This is a genomic window from Microbacterium sp. USTB-Y (assembly GCF_023703415.1).
Classification (GTDB): domain Bacteria; phylum Actinomycetota; class Actinomycetes; order Actinomycetales; family Microbacteriaceae; genus Microbacterium.
This window is the reverse complement of record NZ_JAGMTU010000012.1, coordinates 1-18927: the sequence shown is the minus strand read 5'-3', so window position 1 is coordinate 18927 and position 18927 is coordinate 1. Positions and strand designations below refer to the sequence as shown.

Annotated in this window: 18 protein-coding genes; 5 read left to right on the top strand and 13 right to left on the bottom strand. The window is 67.3% G+C overall.

Translation table 11 applies throughout. The features are described 5' to 3' along the window. Positions 1 to 411: 411 nt before the first annotated feature. Positions 412 to 747 (bottom strand): hypothetical protein, encoded by a 336-nt coding sequence (locus J8G10_RS18955; protein WP_251448546.1) that lies wholly within the window; start codon positions 745 to 747, stop codon positions 412 to 414. Continuing rightward, a complete protein-coding gene (locus tag J8G10_RS18950; RefSeq protein ID WP_251448543.1) occupies positions 744 to 3548 on the bottom strand; it encodes a DNA methyltransferase in 2805 nt (934 codons plus the stop codon). Before J8G10_RS18950 ends, J8G10_RS18955 begins: the two co-directional genes overlap by 4 nt. Before the next feature lie 168 nt (positions 3549 to 3716). Between J8G10_RS18950 and J8G10_RS18945 the strand changes: the two genes are divergently transcribed. The 4 genes from J8G10_RS18945 to J8G10_RS18930 are packed head-to-tail and all read left to right on the top strand — an operon-like array spanning position 3717 to position 5641. Further along, entirely contained in the window at positions 3717 to 4232 is a 516-nt protein-coding gene (locus J8G10_RS18945) for a hypothetical protein (RefSeq protein ID WP_193599299.1), read from the top strand. Then, positions 4229 to 5182, top strand: coding sequence for a DUF3560 domain-containing protein (locus tag J8G10_RS18940; protein ID WP_251448541.1), 954 nt, complete (start codon positions 4229 to 4231; stop codon positions 5180 to 5182). The genes J8G10_RS18945 and J8G10_RS18940 overlap by 4 nt, the downstream gene beginning before the upstream one ends. After that, positions 5179 to 5400 carry a hypothetical protein gene (locus tag J8G10_RS18935; RefSeq protein ID WP_251448539.1) on the top strand — a complete coding sequence of 74 codons (222 nt, stop codon included), beginning with the start codon at positions 5179 to 5181 and terminating at the stop codon, positions 5398 to 5400. Before J8G10_RS18940 ends, J8G10_RS18935 begins: the two co-directional genes overlap by 4 nt. A 7-nt stretch (positions 5401 to 5407) precedes the next feature. Next, a complete protein-coding gene (locus tag J8G10_RS18930; RefSeq protein WP_251448537.1) occupies positions 5408 to 5641 on the top strand; it encodes a hypothetical protein in 234 nt (77 codons plus the stop codon). A 69-nt stretch (positions 5642 to 5710) separates the two neighbouring features. Here the strand turns inward: J8G10_RS18930 and nrdH are convergent, their stop codons facing one another. From nrdH to J8G10_RS18875, 11 genes are all read right to left on the bottom strand, one after another. Beyond that, the gene (nrdH, locus tag J8G10_RS18925) at positions 5711 to 5971 is read right to left on the bottom strand and encodes a glutaredoxin-like protein NrdH (protein ID WP_193599295.1); all 261 of its coding nucleotides are present in this window, start codon (positions 5969 to 5971) and stop codon (positions 5711 to 5713) included. A 51-nt stretch (positions 5972 to 6022) separates the two neighbouring features. After that, positions 6023 to 6301 carry a hypothetical protein gene (locus J8G10_RS18920; RefSeq protein ID WP_193599294.1) on the bottom strand — a complete coding sequence of 93 codons (279 nt, stop codon included), beginning with the start codon at positions 6299 to 6301 and terminating at the stop codon, positions 6023 to 6025. Positions 6302 to 6356: 55 nt separating this feature from the next. Then, positions 6357 to 8462: an FtsK/SpoIIIE domain-containing protein gene (locus J8G10_RS18915; RefSeq protein ID WP_193599293.1), complete on the bottom strand. Its 2106-nt coding sequence runs from the start codon at positions 8460 to 8462 to the stop codon at positions 6357 to 6359. Positions 8463 to 8878: 416 nt separating this feature from the next. Next, the gene (locus J8G10_RS18910) at positions 8879 to 9307 is read right to left on the bottom strand and encodes a hypothetical protein (RefSeq protein WP_251448534.1); all 429 of its coding nucleotides are present in this window, start codon (positions 9305 to 9307) and stop codon (positions 8879 to 8881) included. Between the two features lie 290 nt (positions 9308 to 9597). After that, a complete protein-coding gene (locus J8G10_RS18905; RefSeq protein ID WP_251448531.1) occupies positions 9598 to 10845 on the bottom strand; it encodes a M23 family metallopeptidase in 1248 nt (415 codons plus the stop codon). A 5-nt stretch (positions 10846 to 10850) separates the two neighbouring features. Beyond that, a complete protein-coding gene (locus J8G10_RS18900) occupies positions 10851 to 12887 on the bottom strand; it encodes a hypothetical protein (protein WP_251448528.1) in 2037 nt (678 codons plus the stop codon). After that, the gene (locus J8G10_RS18895) at positions 12884 to 15412 is read right to left on the bottom strand and encodes an ATP-binding protein (protein WP_251448523.1); all 2529 of its coding nucleotides are present in this window, start codon (positions 15410 to 15412) and stop codon (positions 12884 to 12886) included. Before J8G10_RS18895 ends, J8G10_RS18900 begins: the two co-directional genes overlap by 4 nt. A gap of 115 nt (positions 15413 to 15527) precedes the next feature. Beyond that, entirely contained in the window at positions 15528 to 16103 is a 576-nt protein-coding gene (locus tag J8G10_RS18890; RefSeq protein WP_062635269.1) for a hypothetical protein, read from the bottom strand. A 9-nt stretch (positions 16104 to 16112) separates the two neighbouring features. Then, a complete protein-coding gene (locus J8G10_RS18885; protein WP_062635271.1) occupies positions 16113 to 16436 on the bottom strand; it encodes a hypothetical protein in 324 nt (107 codons plus the stop codon). A 16-nt stretch (positions 16437 to 16452) separates the two neighbouring features. Further along, positions 16453 to 17442, bottom strand: coding sequence for a conjugal transfer protein (locus J8G10_RS18880; RefSeq protein ID WP_062635273.1), 990 nt, complete (start codon positions 17440 to 17442; stop codon positions 16453 to 16455). Beyond that, positions 17442 to 17678, bottom strand: coding sequence for a hypothetical protein (locus J8G10_RS18875; protein WP_005052720.1), 237 nt, complete (start codon positions 17676 to 17678; stop codon positions 17442 to 17444). The genes J8G10_RS18880 and J8G10_RS18875 overlap by 1 nt, the downstream gene beginning before the upstream one ends. Before the next feature lie 312 nt (positions 17679 to 17990). Between J8G10_RS18875 and J8G10_RS18870 the strand changes: the two genes are divergently transcribed. Beyond that, positions 17991 to 18755, top strand: a complete 765-nt coding sequence (locus J8G10_RS18870; RefSeq protein ID WP_251448520.1) for a hypothetical protein — start codon at positions 17991 to 17993, stop codon at positions 18753 to 18755. The last annotated feature ends 172 nt before the right edge of the window (positions 18756 to 18927 follow it).

Below are 18927 nucleotides of genomic sequence, written 5' to 3'. Positions count from 1 at the left end.
GATGGCTCCTCCTCAGTTGGATCGTTGGTGAATGTGACAATTTCCACGCTCCGGCCGGGTGCCGTTTCTCTTGCCCCGGCGGCACGCGATCATCGACGATTACTAACCGGAGGGCCGGTCGCCCTCACATACTCAGACCAGGTGCACTCAACCGCGAGACGCATCGCATCGTCCGGGAAGTAGCCGATCAACACTCGCCGATCGGGATCTCGATCAAACGTCACCGACCGCAACAGCCTGCGGCCGCGGATCTCGACATGGCGGATAATCGCGATCCGCTTACTGTGATCGAACACGTACCAGATCCCCGGCTCCGGTGACGCCTGCAGCTGAGACATCGGAGACCAGTGCTGCACCACAACAGCGAACCTTATGCTGACGCACTGACAACCGCGCGCTGAGCCGCTGCCGTCAGCTCGTCAACGGCGCGCCGGATCCGTAGGCATCGTGGTCATACCGTTGTAGCGCAGCAACGACCTTGGCGCTCGTGATCTCATAGCGGGCGACAGCCGCCGCGGCACCCCGGAACAGCGCAGCGTTGGGATACACGCGGCCGCACACCGGGCACACCGCGAACTCGTTCGGATCGGACGAACCCGCCGCATCGAAGGTAAGGCACCCGTGACGATCGGCACTTCGCCAATCCTGGGTAGCCGAATCATTGCCGCAAGCGCAGACCTGATTTTCGCCGTCCTCATCAACCGTCGCGATCCCGTCGACGGGGACGGTCGGGTACGGCCAGTTCACGACGCCGCGCTCACGGCTCTCGCCTTACGGGGACGCTTCTTCGGCATCGCGAGCTCATTCGCTGTAGTGAGCTTCGCGAAGCTGGCGAACAGCGCTCGCAACCGGTCAGCTTCCGTTGCTGCTCCACGCAGCCCCAGAGTCTTGTCGACAGCAGCGTCGAGTTCGCGGTGGGCACGGAGCAGCTCGGGCGACATCGCCAGGGGGTTGTAGTGGTCTGCGAGCGAGCGTTCTGGGCGTAGCGCTCTCGCATCCAGAACGGCTCGGCCGCCGGCGATGATCGCGGCACGCTGTGAATCGGTGATGGCAGGCAGCGGGAAGGTGTTCCACGTCAGGGTGCTCGAGAAGCGCAGACGAGACTCGAGGCGGCCTCCGATGGTGCGCTGCCAGGTGATGAATGCCGAAGACGAGATCACTGCGAACGCGAGGCCGTCCGGGTCATCTGCTTTGAAGTTGGCGTCACCGCAGATCACATCCGGGGTGAACAGGGCTGTCGGGAAGAACTTGCGGGTCTCGCTCGCATGCCGCGGCACGCAGACATAGGGCGTGTCGGGCTGCGACCTTTGACCGAATAGGTGCGGCGTTTCCGCCATCTGCCGAGTGGACTCGGCCCTCGATGCTGCGCGGAACTGGCGCACGGCATCCAGCCGCCGGCGGAGTATCGGTGAGCGGGCAATGTCGCTGGGGTCCAGATCGACGAGCCACAGACACCACCGGGGCTCGTTGTGGATGAGCTGCCGGGCGCCGACGAACGGTCGGACGTACTTCGCGGCGATCGGATCCGCCATGACCTCCGCGTAGTCGCCTGGCTCGATCAGGAGGTTGCCGTCGTCACGAGCCATGTTCCCGAACACCATTGGAGGAAGCGCCGAGGCCAGTGGGCTTCGGCGCTGATCGACCAGGACAATCGGGCCGTCCACCAGGTAGCCGTTGAGCTGATCCACCACGGGGATCTCGACGGGCTCGCCTTTGAGGTTTCCGGAGTAGTCAAACAGCCGCGCCCTCTTCCTCGACGGCCGGTCGAATCCGATCACCGAACAATGCACTGCCGCGGCACCGGGCGCCTCACTGGACCAGGCGAATGTCCGATGTGCGAACTTGACTCGCCACCCTGCGGCGAACACAGGGCCGAAGAGCGCCGGCACAGGCTCCCCCTGCGCGATCGAGTTCGTCGAGACGAAGGCGAACTCGCCCCGGTAGCCGGGACGGCCGAGCAACTCGAGCGCCTTCGCATACCAGCCGGTGACGTAGTCCAGCCGCCCAATGTCGTCCCGCCGCCACACGTCGCGCAGTTCCTGCGCTTGCTCTGACGAGCGGGTGGCGTGGCCGAGGAAGGGTGGGTTTCCCATGATGTACAGGTGCTCGGTCGGTCCTAGGACGGTTGCCCAATCGACGCGCAGCGCGTTGCCGACGACGATGCTCTTGATCTTGTCCAGTGGCAGCGGATCGGGCGCAGATCCTAGCGCCAGCTCCATCGCCTGGTTCGCCTGGTGCTCCACCAGGTGCAGTGCCGTCGCTGCGATCTGGGCAGGCCATTCCTCGAGCTCAATCCCGTGGAAGCTCGATAGCCGCACGGCCAGGTGCTCCTCGGTGAAGAACATCGTGCGGGCCGTCTCGCCGGACAACTCCTGGATCCGCAGCAGAACCTCAAGATCGAGTGCTCGCATCTGCCGGTAACCGACCACCAGAAAGTTGCCGCAGCCGCACGCTGGATCCAGGAACCGCATCAGCCCCATGTCGGCACGCAACTTCTTGAGCTTGGCGGTGTCGTGATATCCGTCCGTGAACCGCTGCCGCAGTTCATCGAGGAACATCGGGCCGATGACCTTCATGATGTTGGTCTCGGTTGTGTAGTGTTCACCGAGCTCACGCCGAGCTGCCTTGTCTTTGACAGCCTGGAAGAGGCTGCCGAAGATGGCCGGCGAGATCGCAGACCAGTTGAACATCGCCGCCGAGATCAGCCGGTCACGCATGCCGGCATCGAACGACGGGATCGACACCGATTCCTCAAAGACCCCGCCGTTGACGTAGGGGAACCGCGAGATTAGCTCGTCGAGGTTCGACTGCCGACGAGACGGCTCGCGCCCCATGACCTGGTACAACAACGACAGCTGAGGCCCGAGGTCGGAACCATCCGTCGCGGTGCGGGTCTCGAGGAACTCGAGGAACAGATCGCGATCCCACACTCCGGCGTCATCAGCGTAGAGGGCGAACAAGGTGCGCACCAGGAACACCGACGCCTCGTGATCGTCGTACCCAGACCCCTCGAGAGCCTCGTAGAGGGACGCCATCAGCTTCGCCGCTTTGATTGACGCCGACTCCTGCGCCTTCGATCCGAAGGTGCGCTCACCGTACCCGGCGAGGAACGCCAGCGCGTCGGCACGATCCCGCATCTGGGTCAGGGTGAACTCCTGCACGCCCTCGCTCTCAGCGTGAAGGTCGAGCAGGCGGAACCGGCGGAAGTCGCTCGTGATGACCCACCGAGGAACCTCCGGGTCGGGAAGGTCGTCGATGTAGTCGAGCGCCTGCTGCTCGGCCGCAACGAGATCTTTGCCGGCCGACTTCATCTCGATAAGTGCGAGACCAGGGATCAGCGCGTCGATGTATCCGCGCGAGCCGGTCGATGAGCGCTTGACGCGCTTCTCGTAGAACGCCGCGCGGGTCTGGGTGATCCCGTACACGCCGAGCAGATCCCGAACGAAAGATTGCGCTTGCTGTCGCTCGTCGCCGGGCTCATCCTGCCAATCGCGGGTGAATTGCGCAGCGCGGGCTCGGATCTCATTCATCGACAGTGACTTCGGCACGATCCCAACGGTATCCGCCCAGGCCCCTCTCGCCTCATACCACCCACCCTGCCCACGGCGTGGCTGGGGATGCTGCGGCGGCATCATCATCATCATGCATTGACATGGGTGACTACCGGCCCTAGGGTAGTGAATGTCACATTCACCACCTACCGAGGGGGTCTCATCATGCGCGCGTTTCCCGTGAACCGCGACACCATCGACCTGCTGGTCACCGCCGCCTACATTTCCACGCCCGCCTACCGCAGCAACACTCCGCGCGAGCTCGCGGAGAACGCCGACCGGATGGGTCAGAGCCTCTGGGACGAGAACTACGCGAGCGTCAGCTACGCGATCAAGCAGCACATCGCCGCACCGCGCTACGAATGGCAGCCGGTCGCCGAGATCGTCCCCATGGCCGATGACGAGCAGGCGTTGCAGATCGAGCGCAGCCGTCTCTTACTCGCCGAAGTCTCCTGCCACCACCCCGGATGGGATCAGTCCCCTGCGCGTGACCTCGTCGAACGCCTCGGCGACGCGATCGCACGTCGGTTCGCCCACCGGACGCTCGTCGACTCCCCCGACCACCTGGGCGTGAAGGAGTACGAGGGCCTGCACCGCGCCGCGGAGGTCTGGGAACGGGAGATCGGGTTCCGTCACCCGCTCGCCCACGACGCGGCCGCGCGGGAAGGGAGCCGGCCATGACGCTCACGATCATCCACGCTGCCGCGGAAGGCACCCTCATCGAAGGGACCAGCCGGGGCGACGGCACGGCCGATGCTCTCAAGGCCAACGGCTGGCGGTGGAGCCGGGCGCTCGGATCCTGGTACATCCCCCACTCCCGCGACCGCGAACCGAAGACCGCGATCATCAACCGCACCGCCGAGCAGCTCACCTCTGCCGGGTTCGTTGTCGAGATTTCGATCGACTATGAACGCCGGGCTGCGGCCGTCGTCGAGGCTGACCTGGTCGACCGCAGGGACGACCGCGCTGCCGCACTGTCGGAGCGCGCCGCTCGGCGCCAACAGGACGCCACAGAGGAGGCGGAGCGCGCAGCACGCGCGCTGCGACGTCTCCCTGAAGGTGGCGAGCCCATCAAGGTCGGACACCACTCGGAGGCCGGCCACCGCCGAGCGATCGCGAAGGCGGACGCGGCGATCCGCCGCTCGATCGACGCCGACGCGGAGGCACGGCGCGCCCAGGTGCGTGCCGACATCGCGGCCGCGTCGAACGATGCGCGGTACGCGCCGATCACTGTGGCGAACCGGATCGAGAAGCTCCGTGCAGACCTTGCCGGGATCCGTCGACGTCTCGACGGTTCCCGACGCACCCTCCCCGGCGGGTATGTCGAGGTCACGGTCGCAGCGACCGGCGCCTACGCCGAGCGGCTCGAGCGGGAGCTGGCCGCGACCGATGATCAGCTCATCTACTGGCAGGAGGTCCGGGCCGAGCAGATCGCGACCGGTGTCGCCACCGACCACAGCAGGGACACCATCGACGTCGGGGACCAGATCAAGTACTTCGGTAGCTGGTGCACCGTCACGCGCACAAACCCGAAGAGCGTCACGATCGTCGACGCCTACGGCCACCGTGGCACCGTCCCGTACACGCATATCCGCGAGCACCGTGCCGGCCAGAGCGGGGCGAGCTCATGACCATCGCCGCCCGTCCCCGCACGATCCCGGAGCCCACGACTCGTTGGCTCCGCCGGCTCGCGATCGCGCTGCTGTACATCGCGGCCGCGGTCCTCGCTGGGTGGCTCGGGATCCTCGCCGCGCCGATCCTTGATCGCATCATCATCACCGCTGTAGCGGTGATCCTCGTCCCCCTCACCATCGCGCTCGTGATCGACTTCTTCCGCAATCCTGATTGAGCGTCCGATGCCCGCCTACAAGGTTCAGTGGCAGCAGCGCGTTGACGTCACCGCCACCGTCACTGTGGAGCTCGACGAGCTCGCAGCATGGGCCTGCGAGCATCTCGGGCTGCGCACGCTCGACGTCGGCACGCCGACGGATGCAGCGCCGGTCGGGGTTCGGCGGATGCTCGAGCTGAACAGGCCTCTCCGGGAGGAGCTGCTGCAGCGGTGGGCAGCGGCGCACATGCCGCACAGATGATGTCCCACTCGGACGAGCAGAGCAGAGGCCCCGCCGGCGAAGAGCTGCCGGCGGGGCCTCTGCTGTCAGTCACGCGAGCCGCTGCGCGAGCTCGTCGATCTTGTCGGGACGGAAGCCCGACCAGTGATCCTCATCCGTGATGACGACCGGCGCCTGCAGATAGCCGAGCGACTTGACCTGCTCGAGCGCCGCGGCGTCCTCGCTGAGGTCGACGACGTCGTAGTCGATGCCCTTCGCATCCAGTGCGCGATACGTCGCGGTGCACTGCACGCACGATGGCTTCGTGAACAGCGTGATCGACTTGTCGCCGTTCGTCAGTGTGGTTGTCATGGGTGATCTCTCCTCCTTTCTGGGTCTCGTTTGCTGAGCATGGCGGACAGCTCAGACACGGGCAGCCGCGCGGCGCTTGAGCCACACGATGAGCGCGATCGCACCGATCAGGATCGCGAGAATGACGAGGATCTGCCCCCAGCCGAGCCCAACGCCGTCGACGACAGCGATCGCCACGGCATCGCCCTGCTCGAGCAAGTGGTACTGCAGCATCCACGCGCGCAGCGGATCGAGGAACATCCCCAGCGACACGGCGCCGCTAGCCAGGACGAGCACGGCGATCAGCAGCAGCGAGATCCAGTCGTCTTCCGACACGCTCTGGTTCGACATCCGGCTCATCCCTTCTCTCGGGGCCAGGTGGCCCGCAGCGTCATGGCGGCCACGATCACGCAGCCTCGGGTCGGCGGTAGCTGACCACCGAGTTGTCGAAGACCGTCAGCAACCCGTCCTCGCCGTTGTCGAGGTCGCGGTACTCGATCGCGAGGTACTCGTCGTCGACGACATCGGGCTCCACACCCTCGATCACGGCCCACAGGCCCAAGGCCGAGTCGACGAGCAGGAGATCTCCGACCTCGAGCTCCACCGCGGGCCCCTCGAGCGATTCGCCGTACCCGTCGCCGTCCGCGGCCGCGTCGACGTCAGGTGTCTCGTCGTCGACATCGGGGACGAACCTGACTCGCTCGCGCGGGTCCAGCGGAGTGACGTTCGCGGGGCGGAGGGGTTCGTGCTTGCTCGTCGACGAGGCCGCGGGATCCCACGGGACGATCTCGGCCGAAGCCCACTGGAAGTAGTCGGGCTCGATCTCCTCGCCCTCGCCATCGTCGGTGAGCTCCGCTTCCGGGTCGCGCACCATCATCCGCTCGTAGTCCGCGACCTCGGGGCGCAGCGCCGCCAGGTGATCCCAGTCGCCCTTGTCGGTGGAGTCGAGCTTCGCTGGATCCGGCGTGTAGAACGCCTGGATCTCAACGGGGAGGGACTCGGCGTTCAGGGTGACGCCACGGCCGCGCTTGTTGCGCGGGATCGCGACACCGACCGCGAAGCTGTCCCACATCATGTTGGCGCCCTGCGGAGAGAGACGGCCGAAGCTGACGCGGGCGCCGAAGTTGTCTCGCATCTCACCGCCGAGGAACTCGACGTCGGGACGCTGCAGGCCCAGCAGGATGTGGATCTTCGCGGATCGCGCCAGGCGGGCGAGGTCGGAGAGCAGATCGAGGACGGGAGCCTGCGCTGGCGCCCCCTTGGGCTTGACCGTCTTGTACCACCGCTGCACGCGCGCCTTGAACGTCGCGTACTCGTCGATGATCAGGGCGAGCGGGTCGAAGTCCTCGAGACGGGCCGTGCCGTTCTCGAGCTGCGAGTACCGCTCCTCCATGAGCTCGTGCGCGGCATGCAGCATCCGCACCTGGTGCTCCACGCGCGCGCCGACGAGCTCGACGTTGGGCCAGTCCCGGAACCCGGCGAACTCGATCCTCTTCCCATCGAGTACCCACACCCGCCAGTGCGCGTGCGCCAGGTGGGTGAGCACCGTGTGCTGAAAGCTGGTCTTGCCCGATCCGGTGCCACCGATGACGAGGCAGTGCGGAGAGACCGCCGGATGCCACGACTGGATCTGGCCGTCCTCGTCGGGGCCGATCGGGATCCTGAACGCCTTGTAGGCGGCATGGGTGAGCGCGGCTGCGGGCTCCACTTCGTGCAGGACCATGTCTGGCATCGTCGGCCGGACCTCGAACGTGATCTTGTCGCCTTCGAGATCCCAGTGCGCCCGCCACCGGCCGGGAAGCATCGAAGAGACCACCTTCTCGACCTGAGAGCGTCGGGCGGCGATGGCCATCTTCGGCCCCACGTTGTGCTTGACCTCGATCTTCGAGACCGATCCGTCCTCGGCGCTCTTCACAGAGACGTTCGCGCTCGGGTCGATGACCAGCTTGACGACCTCGATCGCGCGCTGCTGCTCGCGGGAGATCGGATCGCTGGCTGGGGCGAGCTCGACGACGAGCACGCAGCGCCTCGAGTTGTGCTTGCGCACCCGGTACTCCGCTCCGAGCCGGCGGGCCAGGCCGGCGAGGATCTGATCGACGAAGCGAGGATCGGTGTCGTCGACGTGTGAGGCGTATCGGATCTTGATGCGCTCCGGGAGTCCCACCCATCCGCGGGTCCACTTCACCGGCTCGACGAGCGCGCGCGTCGGCTGCGCCGCGCCGAGCAGTGGAAGCACCGCCTCGATCGCCGGGTCCATCCGACCCTCACGCTGGAAGGTGCGCACACCGGACACGACGGCGGCGGCGGCGAGCAGCACCGCGACGACCCACAGCAGCGGAACCAGATCGGTGAACGGCCGCACCGCGTTCAGCCCCGTCACTGCCGTCGCCAGAGCGATGCACAGCAGCGCCGGGATGATCCCGGTCAGCTGACGTCGGGGAAGAACACCCAACGCCACCGCTGCCGGTGCGGGCGGTCGTGCCGGCGGACGTGATGCCACACGAGTTGCCATTCGAGCCTCCTGAGCGGGCCGAGTACTTCACGACCCTCTTGCGAGGTATAGGCCGGCGATCGGCTCCTTCGCGGACATCGCGGATTCTCCGCGTGCCCTGACGCACTCGTGATGTCCCCTACGCCAGAGTGAGCCCGAGGAGATCGAGACGGTGGACTGGAAACGGGTATTGCGCCACATCGCGGCGCGCATGAGCGCAATACCTCCGCTACACCCGCGCTTGACACGGGTGATAGGATCAAGCCCGATTGGCGTTCTGCCGCAGGCACGGTTGTCGAATCGAGCTTGACCCCCTCCCCCTGGGAAATATTTCCAGCAGCAACCCTCGCGCAGGTATGGCGCAATATCGCGGCGCATATCGGCGGCATACTGCGGCGCATACTCCCTGCAACACCCCGGAGCTCGCCGGGGTGAGGTCAGTCGTCGGTGGCGTCGGGCGGGGTCTGCGCCTGCCGCCGGCGCTCCCATTCGCCGCGGAGCCACTCGCCTTGACGTTGCGCTGCGGCACGACTGATGCCCCGTGCCTTGGCCGGCGCCGGCGGGAACGGGACGCCTTCGTTGTAGAGCTGCTCGAGATGGCTCGCTTCGCGCTCGAAGGCGACCTCGACGAGACCGGCCAACGCTGGGGCGCCCTCCGGCTTATCCTTCGTCGCCCACCACGCAGCCTTGAGCCGCGCATGCAGGGCAACCGGCAGGTAGTAGGTCTGGTGGCGGTACCCGGAAGCCCCCTTGGGGTTGACCCCCTGGGCGCGGGTGGGCGCGGCTTGGAACGGGACGCCCTCGTTGTAGAGCTGCTCGAGACGGTCGGCCTCGTGGCCGATCGCGACCTCGACGAGACCGGCCAACGCCGGCGCGCCCTCCGGTTCGTCTCTCGTCGCCCACCACGCAGCCTTGAGCCGCGAGTGCAGGGCAACCGGGAGGAAGTACGCGATTGAGCGGTAGCCGGTGGCCGAGACTGACCCTGCGGGTCGGTCGGCGTCGCCAGTGGCGCTGACATCTGTTGAGGGCACGAGTCACCGTCTGAATGGGGGAGGCTTCGGCCCCGTTTCGGGCCGGGGCTGATCCCCACACTACAGGCCGGTTTCCAGGTCGTCAGTAGGGCGCAAACCGTGATATCGCGCGGGTTTCCAGGGGGCTAGAGGCGCCGGCAGGTGCCGTCTGTGGGGCAGATCTCGATGCCGTAGAGGCGGAGGAACTCTTCGGGGTCCACGAAGCCGGCGTACTGGGCGGGAGCACCCAGAGCAGGTGCTTCCCGCAGCGCGGCGACGGCCGCGTTGGTCGTCCCGTTCTTGTTGATGCGCAAGTCCAGGTGGCATCCTCCGCTGGGCGGCACGTTCCCGACCGCACCGATCTGCTGGCCGGCAGTGACGGTGTCCCCGACGTCGACGAGGCGCTCGCTCTTGTACATGTGCAGGTAGGAGACCACGAACCCATCGGGGTGTTTGATTGACAGCCACAGCGAGCTGCTGAGGGTCACCGTGCCAGGCAGGATCGCGTAGACGGGGTCGCCGCACGGGTTCGGCCAGTGCTGCAGGTCGATCGCAACATGCCACGAGGAGGCGCCAGGGACCGAGATGTCGCGGGGACCGTAGCCGGACGTCATCTGGTAGCCCGGAGAGAGCGGGAATGCGGCCTGCCCGACGACGGTGCTGCTGTCGCAGCTGACCGACCCGCCGACCGCGGTGATGATCTGCTGAGCGGCGGGCTCCCACTTGTCGTAGGCGGTCGGGTACGCGGAGACCTGCACGGTCTGCGCAGCCTCTCCCAGCCCCATCTCCTCCCAGCCGGGGATGTCGAGCAGTCCTCGAGGAGATCCGCCGTTGGGGCCCTCCTCGCCGCCGAAGAACGCCTTGGCGGCGTAGACGGGGTCCATGAGATCCTCGACGGTGCCCCAGCCCGACACGCGCTGCTGGAAGTAGTTGACCGAGTCGTGGTCGCTGCCAACCGCGTCGTGGGGGTAGTCGAGAGATTCGGGCACCGAGGAGTTGGCATACATTTTCAGGCCGGACTCCTGCAGCGCGGTCATGATCGCGATCTGCTGTCCTCGCGCGGACACACCCAGGGATCGAGCGACCGCGAGGATGGTGGCCGCGTGGCTGAGCTCGGTCGCACCGAGGGTGCGGGTCGATCCTCCGGTGGTCTGGACCTCGAGCTTGTCGGTTGTCAGCGAACCCGCTGTGCACTGCGACGACCCGCCGCCGGAGGCGCCGGCGATCGCCATCATCAGGAACATCGTGTAGCCGGCGAAGATCACCACCGGCACCAGCACGAGCGCGATCACCCAGAGGATGACCTTGCGCGAGCCGCCTCCGTCCCCGTCGTCTCCACCGCTGGCGGCGCCTGCGACGTCAGCGGTGCGCTCGAGCACTCCCGATGCGGACATGCGGACTACTTCTGCGCGATCGCGAGCCGGGCACGCATCTCACCGCTGCGCGGGGATCGAGGGGCGCGCGGTGGCAGCGACGTGATGTCGACGACCCCGGAGGAGGAGGGGCGCCGTTCGATGTGCCCCATGCCCGAAGAGTCCACGACGATGCGGCGCGGGCCGTCCGGGGTGCGCGTCGACGTCGGCGCCGGGTCGACGACCATCGGAACCACCTTCGGGTCACCGGCAGCTCGTGGCGTGCTGCTACCGGCGGACGCGGCCGCGGAGACCGCCTTGGATGCCCCCTTGGTCGCCACCCGGCCACCGACCTCGAGCGCCGCGGCGCCGGCGGCGCCGGCAAGACCGCCAGCTGCGGCGCCCTTACCGATTCGCGCGGCCGTGAACACCAGATCCGCCGTCTTCGATGCCTTGGCGGCGGCACCCGCCGCTGATCCGCCCCCAGGGCCCTTCTGCGGCGACGGGAGCGCCGGACGGCCCGACGAGCCGCCGGATGGCGAAGAGGGCGGCATAGGCGTCGCGGGCGGGCGTGTGGCGGTCATTGTGCCGATGTCCTGCGCGGCCGCAGCGCCGAAGTTGATGGAGCGCGCGTCGACCGTGTTGTCAGGGCGGCGCAGAGCCGCGGCCGCGATCGTCGACACGGCGCCCATCGCCGCGACGGTCTTGACCCCGTCGCGCTGCGTCGGGCCACCCTTGCCGATGCCGTACCGCGAGAGCTGCTCGGCGATCGACTGGCCTGTCTTCTTCGCGATCCGGCGCGCCCGGATGATCAGGAACAGCAGCACGATCATCACCAGCGTTGCGAAGGTCATCTGCGCGACGAGCGGGATCCCCAGGCTGCTGAGCCCGGTGATTGCTGCGACGGTCAGCTTGAGAACGGCAGCCATGACGACCGCCATGAAGACGATCGCGACCAGGCCCATGAAGGTGTCGGCGAGGGACTTCCAAAGCGGGTATCGGTTGACCGGGAGGATCCCGATGTAGACGTTCCACATGGTCTTGATCGCGGAGATCAGGAAGCCGAGCACCGTGACCAGGAACAGCACGGCGAATGCCATCGGGAGGATGAACAGGGTCAACGCGCCGGGGGTCATCGTGACAGCCGTGAGCACCTGGCCGAAGTTGGGGTTCTGGTTGAACGTCTTCGCTTCCTCGTCGCAGCCGCCGACCGCGTCGCGGACCTCGTTGCCGCCGGTCTGGATAGGCGCCGAGCTGGTCATCGTGTCGGTGAAGGTCGTGGCGCACTGCCCCTCGAGGGCGTGGCCGAACGCGATCGTCTGCGCAGGGATCTTCACGAAGATGTCGACCAGCTGCGATGTGACCGCAGCGGACAGCAGGTTCTCGGAGTCGAGCTCCGTGCTGTTGATGTCGTCGGTGACGACGACGGCGGCGATCTGACCGCCGTACTCCTGGGCGGTGTCGAAGGCGCCGCCGGCGGCGGTGAGCGAGGCGATCGGGTTGGCGAGCAGCCCGGTTGCCAGCACTGCGCAGCACGCCGAGATGAACAGCTCCGCCCACCCGGTGGAGTGCCGGCCGAGCATGATCGCCAGGCCTGCGACTCCGCCGGCGATCGTCAGCGCGAACGGGATCCACGCGATCTCGCCGAGGAAGTCCTGCAGGAGGTCGGCCAGCGCACCGAACGGTGCCGCGACGATGTCGACCCACTCGAAGGAGAGCAGCCAGTCGCAGAACCAGATCATCCACGACACCAGACCCAGATGCCCGGTCCAGATCGGGTCGATCCACATGGAGATGAAGAACTTCCCCATCGTGAACACGTCGCCGCGGTCAAGCGGGAGCACCGTGTAGTTGGTCAGGGGGACGCCGTCGCTGTCGGTGATGTCGCCGCCGAGCATGAACGGGGACGAGCCGCCACCGTCAGCGGCGAAGGCCCAGTACGTGTTGCCGAACAGGACCAGGAACAGGTCGATCAGGATCACGGCGAAGACCTTGCTACACCGGGGGTGATCATGCACCCAGAACCGGATCCGCCAGAACGCGCCGCCCAGGGTCTCGAAGGTGTGCCGGTAGAACCCGATCATGGCGTCACCAGAGACGGAGTCGACAGCACCGCTTCGCGTCGGTCGGGGCGCTCGGGGAGCGTCTTGCGGAACTTTCCGATCCGGCCGCGCTGGTCACGGACCAGGCCCTCACCGCGCCGCTCAGGGGCGACCTTGCCGTCCGGGCCGAGCGGCGACAGATCCTCGGTGACCACCTGGACCATCGCCGGGTCTGCAGGCTCGCCGGTCAACCACTCGATCGCGCGGCGCGCCAGATCCTTGTCGGTCTGACGCATCACGTAGCGGGTCTTGAGCAGGCCGCGCGTCTGGGTCTCACCGAAGTCGGCGGGATCGTGGGAGCCAAGGGCGAAGAACGCGCGGTGCTTGCGGCCATCGCGGATGCCGATGCGCAGGTCGCGCTCACCCTCGGGTGACTGGGTGATGTGGTGGCATTCGTCGAAGTAGGCGCCGGCGAGCTCGCCGGGGTTCATGAAGCAGACCTCGCGGGAGATCCCCATGAGCATCGCGTACATCGCGCGGCCGTAGATCTTTTCCAGGGGCATCTCCTCGAACAGGTGCGCGTGCTCGAGCTCGGTCTTGTCCGGCAGCGACAGCCCATGGGTGAGGAAGACCAGGGCACGCGATTTCAGGTCGACAGCGGTCAGCCCGTCGTTGAAGAGGACCTCGCCGATGTCCTTCGACGCGACCAGGTTGATCAGGCCCGACAGCTCATCGCTCTCCGCGGAGGAGATCGTCTTGAGATGTGCCCGCAGGCGACCGAGGCTGGTGATGTCGTGCGCGGCGACGTACTCCGGCTCGAGGAGGCGGGACAGGGCAACGCCTCGGGAGTCGCGAGCCCGGATGCCGAGCATCACCGCGAAGAGCGACTGCACCATGCGTGCGCCGACGAGAGGGCCGAACACCCGCAGCGGGTCCAGCGAGTACTCCGGGGTCATCAGGTCGACGATCGTCGTGGTGTCCGGCCGGAGGCTCTGCGCGAAGACCGCGTACTCCTTGGCCTCTGTGCGGTCGATCGCGACGACGCGGCCGTTGCGGTCGACCGTGTCGCCCATGTCTCCCTTGAGCAGCACACTCTTGCCGGCGCCGAGCTCGGCGACCACGCCGAAGCTGGCGCTGGTGTCGGCCTGGATACTGCCGTCCGCGTCGCGGAGGATCGGGGTGTGGCGTGCGGTGCTGATGTTCTCGCCGAAGCGGGCGCCCTTCTCGTCTCCGAGCTCGTTGCTGGAAAGCGGCACTCCGGTCGCGAACTCCCGGCCGGTCGTGATCTGGGTGAGCTCACGGACGATGCGCCCGGTGGGCGTGCCGGGGATCATCGCCCACCAAAGCTCCTCCTGACCGCCCAGGGGCGCCTCGAGGAGGAAGTCGGCGCGCTTGTACTCGTCTGCCACGAATCGGCCCTTGGCCTTCGCGAGATCGGCGGTATCTGCCCCCACAGCGAACAGCACCGTCGCCTGAACCTCGACCTCCTTGTCGGAGCGGTTGAGGGAGGCGTGGTACGCGGCCAGCGTCTCTGCGATCTCGCCGAGGTCGGATCCGCCGCCGGTGATCGTCGCGGTGCCCTCCTGATGCTTGTACTGCTCCTCGATGGCGGTTTCGGCCTTCTTGTTGCGACGCTTGACCTCGTCGGCGCCGGTGACGGTGAAACGGATCCCCCAGTCGACGTCGAGGGGGAACTGGTCGACGTGTGAGATCCACTCGACGCCGGGCGAGACCCAGCCGGCCTTGGGCGCGGCGACCATGGCCTGCACCACCTGGTAGGACGACGTCTCGTCCGCGTAGGGGCTGTGCACCTTGAGGTAGCGGCGCTTGAACGGGAGGAACTGCTGCCCGGACTTGGGGGCGATGTCACTCTGCCCGCCCTCGTCGAGCCAAGGGTTTGGCATCGCGGAGGGCATCTGGAAGTGCGCGAGCTCGTCGGCGCCGAATCCGTCCTCCGTACCCTCGGCAGGCGGGACAGGGGCGGCGAGGTCTGCGGAGAGGCCGCGCTGCTGCGAGTGAAGGGCGATCCAGATCTGCTCGGCGGGCGTTGCGCGGGTCGGCTGGAACGCGGCGGGGATGCGGACCTCGATCTCCTTGGCCATCCGCGCAGCAGCGGCGATCTCGGAGTCGGTAGGCAGCTGACGGGGAAGAGCCAGCGTGTCACGCAGCTTGGTGTCGGCGGCGCGCAGTGCCGACATCGCGCGCGCCTTCATCGAACCGGCCGCGAGCGGGACCGAGAACCAGAACGCGCGCGTTCCGAGCGGGATCTGCTCGAGCGCGTCCAGGGTCAGCTCGACCTCGCGCGCCCAGTCGGGGCACTCGTCGATGCGAACCCCATCCAGCATCCGCTCCACGATCGACACCGGGTCCAGGTCAGCGCACAGCCCCAGCAGCAGCCCCTCGCCCCGGTGGGCCTGGAAAAGCGCCTGGTGGTGCGCCTTGACGAGCTGCTTTGCGGCCGCGGTGGCGTAGGCATACGGGAGCGGCTGCAGCCGCCACGTCGCCCAGACCACGCCCGAGCGGGTCCACATCAGGTTGCTCGTCATCGCTGTTGCCGGAATCTGCATCGTCGTCTCGTTTCTCAGTCGGTCGGCGTGGCCAGCAGCAGATCGCGACCGCCGCTGAGGGGGACCGTGATCGGCGTGCCGCCGAGGATGGGGAGGAGGGATGAGTAGCTCATGGTCAGTTGCCTCCTCGGGCTTGCTGCAGCAGGCGCTCGACGCCGCTGACCGCGTGTGCGGGTGCGTGCGCCGGCAGCGGCGTCGAGCGCGGCTGCAGGACCGGCTGCGCCACGACGGGCGCTTCCGGTGCGGGTGCGGTGTTCTCGCTATCCGGGCGGGCGAGCGTGGCTCCGACCGGCTCGGCGATCGTTGTTCCGCCGCCTGCGAAGTGGGGCGGGCGAACCCGCATGGTCACTCCGCGGTAGCGGCCGGCTGCGGGGCGGGTCATCGCGGACATGCCGCTAGTGATGATGCTCAGCAGGTTCCGGCGTGTGGCCGGGATCCTTCCGGCTCCCCACGCTGCTCCCCAGGACACGAAGGCAGCGACGGGAATGTCGACGATCGGAGAGCCAGTCCCCCACACGCTCTGCGTCATCAGCGCGACGACCAGGACGATCGCCAGGACGACGCCCTGCGTCAGCGTGTAGGGGCCCCCAGGGATCTTCGTGCCGTCGTGGAGACGGCCGATGAACTTTGGGAACCGGCGGCTGCGCGTGTAGAAGCGCGCAACCTCTCTCTCTTCGTCGCGATCGGCCACGTTCGCCCCTTACGCGACCAGCCGGTAGACCGTGTCGCCGGCCGCGGTGGTGGTCTCGTTGAGCACCAGGACGTCCGCCGGAGCTGCGATCTGGTGGATCGTCACTCCGATGGCGTCGACGGTCTCGGTCTGGATGAGGCCCATGACCCACTCGCCACCGCCGGCGGCGAGGAACATGGCCAGGCCGCACGCGATGCCGGTGATGATGGTCGTCGCCATGGCGAACCGCACCTTGGCGGCGACGACGAAGAAGATCACTGCTGCTGCGAGAAACACGACCGCCCGGAAAGCAGTCGTCGCATCAGCGGTGATCCCGTTGATCCAATCGAACATGGTTGGTGTTCCTTCCTTAGTTGCCGTTACCGGACGGTGTCGGCGTGGGGGTTGTCGATCCCTTGTCGGAGACCGCTTGCGGTGCAAGATCAATGGCGCTGACCTCCCAGCGGGAGGCACGCGCGGTGAGGGTGAGCGTGTACGTCGAGGTCACTTGCTGGTCCAGCGGGCTCAGCAGTGAGACGGTCGCGAGCACCTTGAGGGTGTCGCCATCGCTCGGGGACTCCGTGGGCGTCAGGTCCGACCGCAGCTCCTCGACGTTGACCATCACGTAGGGGGCGGGCGAGATCGCCACGAAGGATGTGTCCGGGGCGCTGTATCGGGACAGGTCGCCCGAGCCGGCAAGGTACGCGCCGAGGAACGCCGACACCGTCTCCGCAGACGGGTCAGAGGATCCGATGGTCTGCTTGTAGACCAGCGACGTTGTCTCGCCCTGGACGGGAGCGGAGATCTGGGCCGGGAGACCGACTGCCCGCACCGTGTCTCCGTTGACCGCGATCGCCACCTGGAAGTAGCGGCGCGGCCAGCTCGTCGTGCTGGTGTCGTCGGAGTCCGTCACCGACAGCTCCTTGATGTTCGCCGCGACGACGACGTTGACGAAGTCCGAGCCGTCGACGGGTGTGATGGAGACCACGGACAGGTCGCGGTACTCCCAGGCCGTGACCGACAGCTGCCGCAGCGCCGCCAGGTCGACGTAGGTAGCCAGGTCACCCGGCGCGTCCTTCGTCGCGCTCAGCCACGAGGAGACGAATCCCTCCGCGTAACCGCCGGCAGCCTGCTGCTGCGTGCTCAGCCCCGCTGCCTGCGCCTCGGGCGCTGCGGCGACGACGGGCGCCGGACGTGCGGCCGCGGCGAAGAGCGCGATGGGCCCACACGCGATCGCGGCGAACAGGAGTGCGGACAGCACCTTGCCGCCCAGCTGCCGACCATGGGTCCAGCTGCTCCCCTGTGCCGGGACGGTCTTCGTCTCCTTGGCTGGCTTCGACGTCTTCTCGCGGCGCGCCATTATGCAGCTCCTCCCACTCGCAGCTGCGCCACCCGCAGAGCTGCCGGCACCGCTGCCGAGAGCTCCTCAACCGCCTTCACCACGCGGCCATGCGTGGAGGGGTCGAAGGGTGCGTCGAGGGTGCTCGCCACCGCTTCCTCGAACCCCTGGCGCGCACGGATCGCGCGTGCAGCGTCGGGCTTGAATCCTTCCCACATGGCGTCGTCGGCGCTGTCTGCGGTGCTGCTCTCGCTCACGTTTCTGTCCCTTCCGCGGAGTCCTGATGCCTCCCGACCAACGGGGGCATATCTGTATAGGCCGGGTTTTCGGCCCTTCGCGGACATCGCGGATCGAAGAAATCTTGCGTGGATATTGCGCCCATGCAGCGAGACATGGAAACCACCCCTGAACGGGCATTTACAGCATCGGATCGCGACTCAGACCCACCGAAGCCAGCATCCGCCGGTCGGGCACTCTCCTGCCCGCCCGGAACTTTCCAGGATCTGAACCAGGGGTGCTGAGGAACGTGGCCCTTCGTCAACCGACGTCACGACGAAGGGCCATTTCTCATGACTGCTTGGGCGAAGACATCACCTCTTGCCGACCAGCTGTTCGACGAGTGGAACAGCTTCCACTCCCACACCACTCACCACTTCGGAACGCTCGGCGAGCTGACCGGCGATGAGGCCGTGAACCTCATCCGGCAGCCGCAAGCTCCCGAACAGCGCGACGCGCTCTTGCTCGAGCTGCTCACCCTCGAGCACGCCGGCGATACCTTCGCCGGCCGCGTCCTGCTCAAGTCGTTCATGCCGCTCGCGCTGCGGCTGCCGAGCAGCTGCAGCAGCATGCGCAGCCTGTGGCAGCACTCCCCCGCCGACGCCCGCACTGCGACGATCGGCGTGCTCTGGGAGGTCATTCACACCTACCCGCTCGAGCGCGTCCACTCCGTCTCCGGAAACATCCGTCTCGAGACGATCAAGAACCTCGGAGTCTGGTTCGGCAGCGAGCACAGCGTCGACGCGATGCCGATCGAGGACGAGCTGCTCGAGAAGATCGCAGGCCCCGACGAGAGCGACGACGTCTTCCGGGATCTGGTGACGATCCTCACCTGGGCGATCGACTCCGGCACCCTCCGCCGCGACGAGGTCCAGCTGCTTGCACGCATCGAGCTCGCAGAGGGTGACCCCGGTGTGGCGCGTGAGGAAGCAGCGGCCGAGCTCGGCGTCAGCCGGGAGACGCTCAACCGCCGAGTGTGCCGAATCCGCACCAAGCTCATGCAGGCCGTCAGTGGCGACATGGAGGCCAAGGTCTCCTACGCCCCGCGCCGCAGCTGAGCCAACCCGCCATCCAGGGGCAAGCGCAGTCGACGAGTCGAGCGCGCCCCACAGGCCGGAGCACACTAACCGCTCCGCCCCCCCAGACAGACAGGGCCTCTGGATGGCCCCCAGGGGCCCTGTCTTCCCCTCCGCCTCACTCGGAGCCCTCCTCATGGCCGAAATCGCCTCA

Excerpts from the sequence above, each read along its gene's own strand:
- J8G10_RS18945 (WP_193599299.1), top strand. The coding sequence starts at position 3,717 with ATGCGCGCGTTTCCCGTGAACCGCGACACCATCGACCTGCTGGTCACC.
- J8G10_RS18940 (WP_251448541.1), top strand. The coding sequence starts at position 4,229 with ATGACGCTCACGATCATCCACGCTGCCGCGGAAGGCACCCTCATCGAA.
- J8G10_RS18935 (WP_251448539.1), top strand. The coding sequence starts at position 5,179 with ATGACCATCGCCGCCCGTCCCCGCACGATCCCGGAGCCCACGACTCGT.
- J8G10_RS18930 (WP_251448537.1), top strand. The coding sequence starts at position 5,408 with ATGCCCGCCTACAAGGTTCAGTGGCAGCAGCGCGTTGACGTCACCGCC.
- nrdH (WP_193599295.1), bottom strand. The coding sequence starts at position 5,971 with ATGACAACCACACTGACGAACGGCGACAAGTCGATCACGCTGTTCACG.
- J8G10_RS18920 (WP_193599294.1), bottom strand. The coding sequence starts at position 6,301 with ATGTCGAACCAGAGCGTGTCGGAAGACGACTGGATCTCGCTGCTGCTG.
- J8G10_RS18915 (WP_193599293.1), bottom strand. The coding sequence starts at position 8,462 with ATGGCAACTCGTGTGGCATCACGTCCGCCGGCACGACCGCCCGCACCG.
- J8G10_RS18905 (WP_251448531.1), bottom strand. The coding sequence starts at position 10,845 with ATGTCCGCATCGGGAGTGCTCGAGCGCACCGCTGACGTCGCAGGCGCC.
- J8G10_RS18900 (WP_251448528.1), bottom strand. The coding sequence starts at position 12,887 with ATGATCGGGTTCTACCGGCACACCTTCGAGACCCTGGGCGGCGCGTTC.
- J8G10_RS18895 (WP_251448523.1), bottom strand. The coding sequence starts at position 15,412 with ATGCAGATTCCGGCAACAGCGATGACGAGCAACCTGATGTGGACCCGC.
- J8G10_RS18885 (WP_062635271.1), bottom strand. The coding sequence starts at position 16,436 with ATGTTCGATTGGATCAACGGGATCACCGCTGATGCGACGACTGCTTTC.
- J8G10_RS18880 (WP_062635273.1), bottom strand. The coding sequence starts at position 17,442 with ATGGCGCGCCGCGAGAAGACGTCGAAGCCAGCCAAGGAGACGAAGACC.
- J8G10_RS18870 (WP_251448520.1), top strand. The coding sequence starts at position 17,991 with ATGACTGCTTGGGCGAAGACATCACCTCTTGCCGACCAGCTGTTCGAC.